Genomic DNA, 12,966 nt, shown 5'->3' on the forward strand with positions numbered 1-12,966 from the left:
GGGGGTGGGGTGCGGGGGTGGGCACACTCAGGTCTGATTTCCGCCAGCCGACGGCTTGAGCAGCAGGGCATCATCGATGGCGTGGAGATGGACTTCGAACGGTGCTACCGGGCGGTGGACAGTCGCGACCAGAGGTTCGATGGCTGGTTCTACACCGGCGTGACGTCGACCGGGATCTACTGCCGGCCGTCCTGCCCGGCGGTCACGCCGAAGCGGCAGAACGTCCGGTTCTTCCCGTCGGCCGCTGCCGCCCAGGGCGCCGGGTTGCGCGCCTGCCGCCGCTGCCGGCCGGACGCCGCGCCCGGCTCGCCGCAGTGGGACGTCCGCGCCGACGTGGTGGGCCGGGCGATGCGGCTGATCGCCGACGGGGTGGTCGACCGGGACGGCGTACCGGGCCTGGCCGCCCGACTGGGCTACACCGAACGGCACCTGCACCGGATGCTGCGCGCCGAGATGGGGGCCGGGCCGCTCGCGCTGGCCCGGGCCCAGCGTGCGCAGACCGCGCGGATCCTCATCGAGACCACCGGGCTGGGGATGGCCGAGATCGCGTTCGCCGCCGGCTTCGGCAGCGTGCGGCAGTTCAACGACACGGTCCGCGAGGTGTACGCGAGCGCCCCCTCGGAGCTGCGGACCGCTCACGGCCGACACCTGGCGGCAATCGGGGCGGGGACGATCACGCTCCGGCTGGCGTACCGTCCGCCGCTGCACGCCCACGCGCTGCTGGACTTCCTCGCGCTGCGCGCGCTGCCGGGTGTCGAGGAGGTACGCGACGGGACGTACCGCCGGGGGTTGCGGTTGCCACACGACCCCGGCCAGGTGGCCCTGACCCCGGCGGACGGGCACGTGGCGGCGACGCTGCGCCTGACCGACCTGCGGGACCTCGCGCCGGCGGTGGCCCGCTGCCGGCGTCTGCTCGACCTCGACGCGGACCCGGAGGCGGTCGACGCCACGCTGGCGGCGGACCCGGCCCTGGCCCCGGCGGTGGCGGCCGAGCCCGGCATCCGCGTCCCCCGCGCGGTCGACGGTTTCGAAATGGCGGTACGCGCGATCGTGGGCCAACAGGTCTCGGTGCGCTCCGCGAGAACCACCCTGACCCGCCTGCTGGCCACCCGCGTTGATCATGAAGTTGTTGCCACCGACGACGGCGTGTCGCGACAGCAACTTCATGATCAACGGGGTGACCTGCGGGGGTTTCTTACGCCGGAGGAGGTTCTGGGGGTGCCGGATGGGGAGTTTGGGATGCCGGGGCGGCGGCGGGACGCCGTTCGGGGGCTGGCCCGTGCCTTGGTGGACGGAGGGTTGGACCTCGCGCCGGGGGGTGACCGTCAGGAGACCAGGCGGCGGCTGCTCGCGCTGCCCGGGATTGGGCCGTGGACCGCCGACTACCTCGCCATGCGCGCCCTCGGCGACCCGGACGTCCTCCTCGACAGCGACCTCGCGATCCGCCGGGGCGCGGCGGCGCTCGGTCTACCCCACACGACCCTCGACGCGCACGCCGAACGGTGGCGCCCCTGGCGGTCCTACGCCACGATCAGACTCTGGAGAGCGGCATGAGCATCGACAGCACCGTCCTGACCACCCCGACCGGTCCGCTGAGCATCCTCGCCGACCACGACGGTCAGGTCCTGGCGGCCGGCTTCACCCCCGACCCGGAGGCGCTGCCGCCCCTGATCCACCCGAGTCTGCGAGCGCCGATACGGCAACGCGCCGAGCTCGGGCCGACCACCGTGGCGGTCCGGTCCTACCTGGACGGGGATCTCGCCGCCATCGACTCGGTGCCGGTACGGCAGCACACCGGCGGCGAGTTCATGGCGTACGCCTGGCAGGTGCTGCGGGACGTGCCGCCGGGCGCGCCGGTCACCTACACCGGGTACGCGGCGCTGGCCGGACGGCCACCCGCGGTGCGGGCCGCGGCCGCCGCCTGCGCGCGTAACGCCGCGGCGCTCTTCGTGCCCTGCCACCGGGTGCTGCGTACCGACGGGAGCCTCGGTGGCTACCGCTGGGGGCTGGACGTGAAGAAGTGGCTTCTCGGTCATGAGCGGCGGTTGACGGCAAGCTGACAACTACACGGGCACCCAATGACGCTACCGTCGGGTAGTGCCTGTGGAGAGCGACGGCGACCGGGCCGCCCCGGTCGCCGCGGGCCGCCACCCGGTGCACAACCTCTGGCGGCTGCGTCGCTACCTGCGGCCGTACGCCGCCGAGTTCGTCTGGTTGCTGGTCGCCGGGCTCGCCGGCACGGCCGCCGGGATCGCCGTACCCCTGGTGGTGCAGCGCGTGGTGGACGGGCCGGTGGCCCGCCACGAGCCTGCGGGCCTGCTTCAGCTCGGTGGTCTGGCGCTGCTGCTCGGCGTGGTCGAGGCGGTGCTCATCTTCATCCGTCGATGGGTGCAGTCGTCCTCGGCGGTGGGCATGGAGGCGGCACTGCGCGCCGACCTCTACGCGCACCTGCAACGGCTGCCGGCCAGTTTCCACGACCGTTGGCAGTCCGGCCAACTGCTCTCCCGGATCACCAGCGACCTGTCGGTGATCCGCCGGTTCCTGTCGTTCGGTGTCTTCTTCCTGGTGCTCAACCTGACCACCTACGTGGTGGTGGTGCTGCTGCTGATCCACCTGCACGCGGCACTCGGGCTGCTGGTCGCGGCCAGCGCGGTGCCACTGCTGCTGATCAGCCGCCGGTTCGGTCGGCACTACCACACCGCGTCCCGGCGGATGCAGGACCAGCAGGGCGACGTGGCGACGCTGGTCGAGGAGACCGCGCAGGGCCTGCGCACCATGAAGGCGTACGGGCGAGGGCCGGAGCTGGCCGCCCGCTTCGCCGACGGGGCCCGGACGCTGCACGACACCGGCGTGGGCAAGGGCCGGCTGCTGGCGAACACGGCGGCGCTGCTCGACCTGGTGCCCAACCTGACGCTGGGGGTGGTCCTGGTCGCCGGTGCCGCCGCCGCCGCGCGGGGCGTGCTCACGCTCGGGGAACTGGTGGCGTTCGCCAGCCTCCAACTGATGCTCATCTGGCCGGTGCAGTCGCTGGGCTGGATCATCGCCAACGGGCAGGAGGCCGCCACCGCCGCCGACCGGGTCCAGGAGGTGCTGGACACTCCACCGCAGATCGTGGACGCTCCCGACGCGCTCACGCTCAGCCGGGACGCGGTCCAGGGTCGGCTCCGCTTCGAAGGGGTCGCCTTCCGCTACCCGGGCGCGGCCACGGGCGTCCTGGACGAGATCGACCTGACCATCGAGCCGGGCGAGACGCTGGCCCTGGTCGGTGCCACCGGCTGCGGCAAGAGCACCCTGCTCTCGCTGGTGCCCCGGCTGCACGAGGTGACCGGCGGCCGGATCACCCTCGACGGGCACGACCTGCGCGACCTGCGGCTGGCCTCGCTGCGCCGGCTGGTCGGGGTGGCGTTCGAGGAGCCCACCCTCTTCTCCATGTCGGTGTGGGAGAACCTCACCCTGGGCCGCCCGGACGCCGGCGACGACGAGGTCCGCGCGGCCCTCGCGCTGGCACAGGCCGATTTCGCGTACGACCTGCCGTGGGGCCTCGCCACCCGCGTGGGTGAGCAGGGGTTGTCCCTCTCCGGGGGCCAGCGGCAGCGGTTGGCCCTGGCGCGGGCCGTGCTCGGTCGCCCGGCGCTGCTGGTGCTCGACGACCCGCTGTCCGCCCTCGACGTGCACACCGAGGCGCTGGTGGAGGCGGCGCTACGGCAGGTGCTGCGGGCCAGCACCGCGCTGCTGGTGGTGCACCGGCCGTCGACGATCGCGCTGGCCGACCGCGTCGCCCTGATCGACGGTGGACGGATCGTCGCGATCGGCCGGCACTCGGAACTGCTCGCCACCGTGCCCGCCTACCGGGCGTTGCTCGCCGCCGAGCCGACACCCGCGCAACAGGCTCACCCAGCAGCCGTCGACCCGACACCCGCGCAACAGGCCGCCGCCGTCGATTCAGCCGGAACCGGGCCCGGGGGGTGTCGGGCCGCCGGGGCCCGGCGCGTCCACCTCGGACGGCTGGGGCCTGGTGCGCTCGTGACAACCCCGGAGCAGGCCGATCCGCCTCCCGATGGGGAGCCGGAGCTGGCCCGCTGGCGGGGGACGGCCACCGACCCGGAGGCCGACCGGAGTCGGGCCGAGGAGAACACCCCGGAGGCCGTCGCCCGGCTGCGCCGGCACAGCCGGGCCCTGCTGGCCGACCTGCTGCGCCCGCACCGGGGGCGACTCGCCGCCGCCGTCGGTCTGCTGCTCGCGCAGAACGCCGCCGCGATGGCCGGCCCGTACCTGGTCATGATCGGCATCGATCGCGCCATCGCCCCGCTGCGCGCCGGGAACGCCACCCCGCTGGTCGCCGTGGCCGGGGCGTTCGCCGTCGCCGCCGTGACGGAGTACGCGGCCCGCCGAGGCTTCCTGACCCTCTCCGCCCGCATCGGCCAGGCCGTCCTGCTGGACCTGCGACAGCGGGTGTTCGGGCACTTCCTGCGCCTGTCGGTGGGCTTTCACGAGCGGTACACGTCGGGTCGGATGGTGTCCCGCCTCACCAGCGACCTGGACAGCATCGCCGAGTTGGTCGACGGGGGAATCGACAGCCTGGTGCTGGCCGCGCTGTCGATCCTGTCGGTGGCCGCCATCCTGCTCTGGCTGGACCTGCCACTGGCCGCGGTGACGCTGCTCGCGTTCCCGTTCCTGTTCTGGCTCTCCCGCTGGTTCGCCCGGGCTTCGGCCACCGCCTACCGGCGGACGAGGGAGGCCGTCGCGCTGGTCATCGTGCACTTCGTCGAGTCGATGCGGGGTATCCGGGCGGTGCAGACGTTCCGTCGGGAGCCGCGCAACCAGCGAATCTTCGTGACGCTCGGGGACGACTACCGGCGGGCGAGCCTGCACGCGTTCCGGCTGATCGCCACGTACTCGCCGGCGATCAAGTTGATCGGCAACCTCACGGTCGCGGTCGTGCTCTGTTACGGCGGGTGGCGGGTGCTCGGCGGGCGGACCGAGGTCGGCGTGCTCGCCGCGTTCCTGCTCTACCTGCGACGCTTCTTCGAGCCGATGCAGGAGCTGAGCCAGTTCTACAACTCGTTGCAGTCGGCGACGGCGGCGCTGGAGAAGCTGGCCGGGGTGCTCGACGAACGGCCCGGCGTCGCCGAGCCGGCCTGGCCGGTGCCGCTGCCGCGCGGCCCCGGTCACGGCGAGCTGACCTTCCGGGGCGTCTCGTTCGGCTACCGCGCGAACACCCCCATCCTCGCCGGACTGGACCTGCGGGTGCCGGCCGGGCAGACGGTCGCGCTGATCGGGCCGACCGGCGCGGGCAAGTCGACGATCGCCAAGCTCGTGGCCCGGTTCCACGACCCGGACGCCGGCACGGTCCTGCTGGACGGGATCGACCTGCGCGCGGTGTGCGACGCCGACCTGCGCCGCGCCGTGGTGCTCGTGACGCAGGAGAACCACCTGTTCAGCGGCACGGTGGCGGAGAACATCCGGTTCGGCCGGCCGAGTGCCGACGACGCCGAGGTGCGGGCCGCCGCCCAGGCGATCGGCGCGCACGAGTTCATCGCCGCGTTGCCCGACGGGTACGCCACCCAGGTGCACCGGCGCGGCGGGCGGCTCTCCGCCGGCCAGCGACAACTGGTCGCGTTCGCCCGGGCGTTCCTCGCCGACCCGACCGTGCTGATCCTCGACGAGGCGACGTCGTCGCTGGACGTGCCGACGGAACGGCTGGTGCAGCGCGCGCTCGGCACCATCCTGCGGGACCGGACGGCGCTGGTGATCGCACATCGTCTCTCCACGGTGGAGACCGCCGACCGGGTGCTCGTCGTCGACGGCGGGAAGGTCGTCGAGGACGGCCCGCCGGCCGTGCTGGTCGGGTCCGGCGGCCGGTACGCGGCCCTGCACCGGCAGTGGCGCGACTCGCTCGTGTAGGACCGGCGATGCGCAACTCCGTGGCCCGGCACCCGGCTGATGCCTACGATCGGCAGATGACCGATACGGCGAGGACGGCCCGCGCCGGCGTTCCCGAGCGTCCCAGTCTGGACGGGCTCGAGGAGCGCTGGGCGCAGCGCTGGCAGGAGGAGGGCACGTACGCGTTCGACCGTTCGAAGCAGCGGCCTGACGTGTACTCCATCGACACCCCGCCGCCGACCGTATCGGGCGAGCTGCACATGGGGCACGTCTTCTCGTACACGCACACCGACACCGTCGCCCGCTACCAACGGATGCGGGGCAAGGCGGTCTTCTACCCGATCGGCTGGGACGACAACGGGCTGCCCACCGAGCGTCGGGTGCAGAACGTGTACGGGGTGCGCTGCGACCCGGCGTTGGCGTACGACCCGGTGTGGCGGCCGCCGGCCACCCCGGTCGACGATGCCGCCCGCCGCGACCCGACGCCGATCTCGCGGCGCAACTTCATCGAGCTGTGCGAGCGGCTGACGGTCGCCGACGAGCAGGTCTTCGAGGCCCTCTGGCGGCGGCTCGGGCTCTCGGTGGACTGGTCCCTGACGTACACGACGATCGGCCGGGTGGCCCGCGCCACCAGCCAGCGGGCGTTCGTGCGCAACCTGCGCCGGGGTGAGGCGTACCAGGCGGAGGCCCCGACACTGTGGGACGTCGGCTTCGCCACCGCGGTCGCCCAGGCCGAATTGGAGGACCGGGAACGTCCCGGGGCGTACCACCGGCTGCGGTTCGCCGGGCCCGGCGGGCGCGAGGTGCTCATCGACACGACCCGGCCGGAGCTCCTGCCGGCCTGCGTCGCGCTGGTCTGCCACCCCGACGACGAGCGGTACGCCGACCTGGTGGACGCGACCGTGCGCAGCCCGCTGTTCGACGTCGAGGTGCCGGTGCGCGCCCACCCGCTCGCCGATCCCGCGAAGGGCACCGGCATCGCCATGGTCTGCACGTTCGGCGACCTCGCCGACGTGACCTGGTGGCGTGAGCTACAGCTGGACACCCGGGTGGTGATCGGCCGGGACGGTCGTCTGCTGCCGGAGCCGCCGGCCGGGGTGCCCGCGGCGCCGTACGCGGGGCTGGCCGGGCAGACCGTCAACGGCGCGCGCCGGGAGATCGTCGGGATGCTCGCCGACGCGGGTGACCTGGTCGGCGAGCCGCGTCCGGTGACCCACCCGGTGAAGTTCTACGAACGTGGCGACCGGCCACTGGAGATCGTCTCCACGCGCCAGTGGTACCTGCGCAACGGCGGACGGGACGCCGAACTGCGGGCGACGCTGCTGGGCCGGGGCGCGGAGCTGCACTGGGTGCCGGCGCACATGAAACACCGCTACGACAACTGGGTGGGTGGCCTGACCGGCGACTGGCTGGTGAGCCGGCAGCGCTTCTTCGGAGTGCCGGTGCCGGTGTGGTACCGGCTCGACGACACTGGCGAGCCGGACTGGTCCCACCCTCTCACGCCGGATGAGTCGGCGCTGCCGGTCGACCCGTCCAGTGACCCGGCGCCCGGTTTCGACGAGTCGCAGCGTGGGCGGCCGGGTGGCTTCATCGGCGACCCGGACGTGCTGGACACCTGGGCCACGTCGTCGTTGACGCCGCAGATCGTCGGCGGCTGGGAGACCGACCCGGAGCTGTTCGCGCAGGTCTTCCCGATGGACCTTCGCCCGCAGGGGCAGGAGATCATCCGGACCTGGCTCTTCGACAGCGTGGTCCGTTCGCACTTCGAGCACGGGGTGCTGCCCTGGCGGGACACCGTCCTGTCGGGCTGGATCCTCGACCCGGACCACAAGAAGATGGCCAAGTCCAAGGGGAACGTGGTCACCCCGCTCGCGCTCCTCGAGCAGCACGGCTCCGACGCGGTGCGCTACTGGGCGGCCAGCGGCAAGCCCGGCATGGACCTGGCCTTCGACCCGGCGCAGATCAAGGTCGGCCGCCGGCTGGCCACCAAACTGCTCAACGCGTCGAAGTTCGCCCTCGGCCTGGGCGCCGCGGACGCGCTGCGCGCCGCGGCGACCGCCCCGCTCGACCGCGCCATGCTCGCCGAACTGGGCACGGTGGTCAGCGCCGCGAGCACGGCCTTCGACGGGTACGACCACACGGCCGCCCTCCAGGTGACCGAGGCGTTCTTCTGGCGGTTCTGCGACGACTACATCGAGTTGGTCAAGGAACGGGCGTACGGCACGGGAGCGGCGGCCGACTCGGCGCGGGCGGCGCTGGCCTCGGCGCTGTCGGTGCAGCTACGGCTGTTCGCCCCCGTGCTGCCGTACGTCACCGAGGAGATCTGGTCGTGGTGGCGGTACGGGTCGGTGCACCGCGCGCCCTGGCCCACCACCTACGAGGTGGCCCGCGCGATCGAGGGGGCGGGCGAGCCCGCGCTGCTGCGGCTGGCCGGGGACGCGTTGGGCCAGGTGCGGCGGGCCAAGTCGGAGCGGAAGCTGTCGATGAAGGCGGAGGTGCCGCTGGCCGAGGCGCTGGGCCCGGCGGCGCTGCTGGAGCAGCTCACCCTGGTCGCCGACGACCTGCGGGCGGCGGGCCGGATCGGCAAGCTCGACCTGCTGCCGGACCGCACCCCGGAACTCGTCATCGCCTGCGCCTTCTGACCGGGTCCGCCGCCGCCCACCCCCCGGGGGCGGCGGCGGACCGGCCGTCACCAGCCGCGCAGGAAGCGCAGGCCGAGCAGGAAGGCCACCACGGAGGGCCCGACCAGCAGGGTGATCGCCTGGAGCCGGTACGGCATCCGGTGCCGGGCCAGCTCAGCCGCGTTGCCCAGCACGATGACCCCGGCGACCATCATGAACGCGCCCCACCAGCCCGTCCCCAGGTGGATCACCCGGGCGTGGAGCAGTTGCAGGGTCACACCGACCAGCGCGCCGGTCAGTGCGAGCAGCGCCACCGCGCGGTGCAGACCACGGGCCAGCGGGTGGCCCGCATGCCAGCCGTACGTGCCGGCCACCGCCAGGCAGGGCAGCACCACAAGCAGTGGCCAGCCCTTACCCATCGCACCGAACATCAGCAGCGCGCCCACCACGAATGCCAGTGCCCCGACGCAGGCGACGACGTAACCGGCGAAGGCGCGACCACCGCCGCGGGCCAGCAGCGGGCCGCCGCTGGCCGCGATCAGCGCGGCCGGGATCAGGATGAAGCCGGCCCACCAGTGGAACCGGCCACTGCCCTGGGCGGCCGTCGCGACCGTCGCGGACGCGAGGCCGGCAACGGCCAGGCTGATCAGCCACGCCCGGCTACTGCGGGAGTACGGGTCAGCCAAGGGTCTGCGCTCCGCTTCAACAGTCACGTCCACCAGCCTCGTCGGTGGGACCCGCCCGGTCCATCCGGCCAGCCCTACCCGTCGCCGGAGGGCTGGCCGGACTCCGCACGCCTCAGCTCGTCTCGCCGGCCACGCTGAACGAGCGCAGGCGGTCGATCGCCAGCACGGTGAAGCCGACGCTCACCAGCGCGGTCATCACGCCGGCCACCGGCACCGACACGCTGGTCTCCAGCAGCCCGCTGGGGGCGAGCCGGTCGGCGAGCGCGATCACGTACTGCTGGATGGAGAGCACCTTCGTGCCGCTGACGAAGTTACCCAGCAGCCCCTCCCAGATCAGCACATAGACGAGGCCGAGCAGCACCGGACGCCGGGTGAGGAGGCTGAGCGCCAGGAACAGCGCCGAGTACGCCAGCGCGCCGAGCGCGGACGCGGCGGCGAGCGCCAGTCCGAGGCGTACCGAATCGGCGAGCACGCCCGCGACGTAGAGCGGCACCGCGACGGTGACCGCGGTGACCCCGGTCGCGACCGCGAGCTTCGGCAGCACGATCTGCCAGCGCGGCAGCGGCTTGGTGAGGATGTGCACGACCGTGCCGTCGTCGATCTCCGCGCCCAGCACGCCCGTGCCGATGATCAGGGCCACCACCGGCAGCACCACCGCCAGGCCGAGGCCGACCAGCACCGGCGGGCCCCACTGGCGGGGGTCCACACCCAGCGAACGGCAGAGGACGGCCAGGCCGAGCAGCACTAGCGGCAGAGGGAGCAACAGCAGGAACCGCCGCCGGCCGAACAGCCCGCGCGCGGTGATCCAGGTAATGGTCGACATGTTCTCAGCCTCTTTCGTTCGTGACTGCGGGGCTCACTCGCTGCGCTCGTTCACTCCTCGCACTCACCTCAGGCCTCCACCAGGTAGGAGAAGACGCTCTCCAGGGACTCGTCGGACGGCACCAACTGACGCACCCGGATGCCCTGACGCAGGGCGATCCGGGGCAGCGCCCGGGTGAAGGCGCCGTAGTCGCCGGCGCGCACGGTCAGGCCGGCGCGGTCCAGCTCGACGCCGCTCACCGACGGCTCGGCGATCAGGGCGACGGCCAGCGCCCGGTCGTCGGTCGAGCGCACCGCGAAGACGTGCGGCCGGTTGGTCATGAGCCGGCGGATGGTCCGGAAGTCGCCGGAGGCGGCCAGCCGGCCCGCCACCATCACCTGCACCGTGCCGGAGACCTGCTCGACCTCCTCCAGGATGTGGGAGCTGAACAGGATCGTCCGGCCGGAGTCGCCCAGGGAGTGCAGCAGATCCATCATGTGCAGCCGCTGACGCGGGTCCATCCCGTTGAACGGCTCGTCGAGCAGCAGCACCTGCGGGTCGTGCACCAGCGCCGCGGCCACCCGCGCGCGCTGTCGCATGCCCTTGGAGTACGTGCCGATCCGGCGGTCCTGCGCCGACTCCAACTCCACCAGGTCGATGGCGCGTCGGGCCGCCGCCGCCGGGTCGGCCAGTCGGTGCAGCTTGGCGCTGGCGAGCACGAACTCGTACGCGGTGAGGAAGCTCTGCACCGCCTCCCGCTCGCTGACCAGGCCCAGCCGGCGGTAGACGGCGGGGTTCCGCCAGGTCGGCTCGTCGTCGAGGGTCACCGTGCCGCGCGACGGGGAGAGGAATCCGGCCATCATGTGCAGCAGCGTGGTCTTGCCGGCGCCGTTCGGGCCGAGCAGACCGGTCACCCCGGGGCCGAGGACCATGCTGATGTCGTTGACGGCCACCACGTTGCCGTACCACCGGGACACCCCGGTCAGGCTCAGGGTGCTGCTCATCAGGAGGCGACCTTCCGGTAGCGGGCCAGCAGGAGGGTGGTCGCCCCGGCGACCAGCAGCGCCGCCACCAGGGCGTAGACCGGGCCGAACCCACCGATCGGCAGGCCGCCGCCCTGGTTGTCGGGGACCAGCAGGTCACCGAGCGACCAGATGCCCACCCCCTGGACCAGGGTGGTGGGCGAGGCGAGCCCGGCCAGCTCGTTGGCCGTCCGCGACGGCAGGATGCTCAGCACCCCGACGATCGGGGTGGTCATCAGGAAGACGGCGACCACCCCACCGGCGGCAAACGCGCGCTTGCCGGTCAGCGACGCGACGAGCAGCCCCACCGAGGCGAAGACCACCGCCCACAGCCCGGCGTAGAGCAGGCCGGGGAGCAGGTCGAGCAGCTCGTTCCAGACGCCCTTCAGGCCGTCCTTGGTGGTGAACGCGGCACCCAGGAACATGATCAGTTGCGGTCCACCGAGCAGCAGCCAGAGGCCGGTGATCAGCGCCAGCAGCTTGGCGATCGCGTAGTCGGCGCGCGGCAGGGGGCGGGAGAAGTAGAGCGGCAGCACACCACTGCGCAGGTCGCGGGAGACCAGCTCCGGAGCGGCCACCGCGACGAAGAACAGGACCAGCCAGCTCATCGCGTCGGCGAACTGGGCGTACGTGGCGACCGGTTCACCCAGTTGGCTGCGTACGGCGGCCAGGGCCACCGCGACCAGGGTGACAATGCCGATCACCAACCACGGAAAGATCTTGGCCTTGGCGCTGCGGCCGAGCCCGAAGATGGTGCGCAGCCCGTGCAGGTAGAGCGCGCCGAAGACGTGCCGGCGGCCCAGGCGGGGGCCTTCGTAGCGCTGGTAGCCGATGTCGTGGATGACACCGGCCGGCGCGGACCGGACGGCGGATGACGGCTCAGGCATGGGTGAGCTCCCTCGTGGCGAAGAGTTCGGCCACCCGGTGCCGGCGCTGGTCCAGCCGGTGCAGCGGCAGGTCCAGTTCGGCGACCGCGCCGAGGATCAGGTCGTAGGTGCTGTCGTCGGCGAGCGGTACGAGCAGCAGCCGGCCGTCGCGCGCCACCGGCAGGTCGAGCGCGGTGAGTCGGGCGGCCAACTCCTCGGTGCCCTCACTGACCTCGACGGCCAGCACGTCGGTGGCCGAGGTCATCGCGGAGATGTGGTCGGCCCGCAGCAGCCGGCCACCGTCGATGGCGATCAGCGTGTCGCAGATCCGCTCCACCTCGCCCAGCAGGTGCGAGCACACCAGGACGGAGATGCCGAACTCGGTGCCGATCCGGTGCACCAACGCCAGCATGGCGTCCCGGCCGGCCGGGTCCAGACCGTTGGTCGGCTCGTCCAGCAACAGCAGGTCGGGGTCGTGCACCAGCGCCTGGGCCAGCTTGACCCGCTGCTTCATGCCGGTGGAGTAGCCGCCCACCGGCCGGTAGCGCTCCTCGTAGAGCCCGACGTGACGCAGCGCCTCGGAGGCGCGCTCGCGGGCCACCGTGCGCGGCAGGCCACTGATCCGCCCGAGGTGGGTGACCAGCTCGGCGGCGGACAGGTCGGGTGGGAGGCAGTCGTGCTCGGGCATGTAGCCGACGCGGGCGCGGACCGCCGCCGGTTCGGTCGTCGGGTCGATGCCGAGCACCGAAACCTGCCCGCTCGTCGGGGCGATCAGGCCGAGCAGAATCTTGATCAAGGTGGATTTGCCGGCGCCGTTCGCCCCCACCAGGCCGATGATCCCGGGCTCGACGGCGACGGTGAGGTCGGTCAGCGCGGTGACCCGACCTCCGTACGTCTTGGTGAGCGACTGGGTCGCGATCAGTGTCACCAGGCCAGCGTAGGGAGTCGATGCCCCAGGTCGACACCGGCGCGCCCCCGGCGCTCCCCTGATCCTCGCGGCGCCGTACCCCTAGGTGACTGGTGTTAAACGATGGCTGCCACTGGCGTGGCGGCCATCGCTTTCTGTCTATTTTAGGTAGTTTGTTG

Annotated in this window: 9 protein-coding genes; 4 read left to right on the forward strand and 5 right to left on the reverse strand. The window is 72.7% G+C overall.

The annotated features are described in order from the left end of the window. The first annotated feature begins 81 nt into the window (after positions 1 to 81). Genes ACLQ25_RS03390 through valS form a run of 4 tightly spaced genes read left to right on the forward strand, consistent with a single transcriptional unit; the run spans position 82 to position 8,525 of the window. A complete protein-coding gene (locus ACLQ25_RS03390) occupies positions 82 to 1,554 on the forward strand; it encodes a DNA-3-methyladenine glycosylase 2 family protein (RefSeq protein ID WP_425728932.1) in 1,473 nt (490 codons plus the stop codon). Further along, positions 1,551 to 2,060, forward strand: coding sequence for a methylated-DNA--[protein]-cysteine S-methyltransferase (locus ACLQ25_RS03395; RefSeq protein WP_425728934.1), 510 nt, complete (start codon positions 1,551 to 1,553; stop codon positions 2,058 to 2,060). The genes ACLQ25_RS03390 and ACLQ25_RS03395 overlap by 4 nt, the downstream gene beginning before the upstream one ends. A 37-nt stretch (positions 2,061 to 2,097) precedes the next feature. Beyond that, the gene (locus tag ACLQ25_RS03400) at positions 2,098 to 5,904 is read left to right on the forward strand and encodes an ABC transporter ATP-binding protein (protein ID WP_425728936.1); all 3,807 of its coding nucleotides are present in this window, start codon (positions 2,098 to 2,100) and stop codon (positions 5,902 to 5,904) included. A gap of 56 nt (positions 5,905 to 5,960) precedes the next feature. Beyond that, complete coding sequence (gene valS / locus ACLQ25_RS03405; protein ID WP_425728938.1) at positions 5,961 to 8,525, forward strand: valine--tRNA ligase; 2,565 nt, start codon at positions 5,961 to 5,963, stop codon at positions 8,523 to 8,525. 47 nt (positions 8,526 to 8,572) lie between these two features. On the opposite strand, the gene ACLQ25_RS03410 is transcribed toward valS, so the two are convergent. The 5 genes from ACLQ25_RS03410 to ACLQ25_RS03430 all read right to left on the reverse strand — a co-directional run bounded on the left by ACLQ25_RS03410 (position 8,573) and on the right by ACLQ25_RS03430 (position 12,808). Next, on the reverse strand, positions 8,573 to 9,217 hold the full coding sequence (locus tag ACLQ25_RS03410) for a hypothetical protein (protein WP_425728940.1): 645 nt from the start codon (positions 9,215 to 9,217) through the stop codon (positions 8,573 to 8,575). 85 nt (positions 9,218 to 9,302) lie between these two features. Further along, positions 9,303 to 10,013 (reverse strand): ABC transporter permease subunit, encoded by a 711-nt coding sequence (locus tag ACLQ25_RS03415; protein ID WP_425728942.1) that lies wholly within the window; start codon positions 10,011 to 10,013, stop codon positions 9,303 to 9,305. Positions 10,014 to 10,081: 68 nt separating this feature from the next. Continuing rightward, positions 10,082 to 10,996, reverse strand: a complete 915-nt coding sequence (locus ACLQ25_RS03420; protein ID WP_425728944.1) for an ABC transporter ATP-binding protein — start codon at positions 10,994 to 10,996, stop codon at positions 10,082 to 10,084. Next, complete coding sequence (locus ACLQ25_RS03425; RefSeq protein ID WP_425728946.1) at positions 10,996 to 11,901, reverse strand: ABC transporter permease; 906 nt, start codon at positions 11,899 to 11,901, stop codon at positions 10,996 to 10,998. Before ACLQ25_RS03425 ends, ACLQ25_RS03420 begins: the two co-directional genes overlap by 1 nt. Continuing rightward, a complete protein-coding gene (locus ACLQ25_RS03430; protein ID WP_357126191.1) occupies positions 11,894 to 12,808 on the reverse strand; it encodes an ABC transporter ATP-binding protein in 915 nt (304 codons plus the stop codon). The genes ACLQ25_RS03425 and ACLQ25_RS03430 overlap by 8 nt, the downstream gene beginning before the upstream one ends. Positions 12,809 to 12,966 lie beyond the last annotated feature (158 nt).

It is taken from the genome of Micromonospora sp. DT44 (genome assembly GCF_049841635.1).
Classification (GTDB): domain Bacteria; phylum Actinomycetota; class Actinomycetes; order Mycobacteriales; family Micromonosporaceae; genus Micromonospora.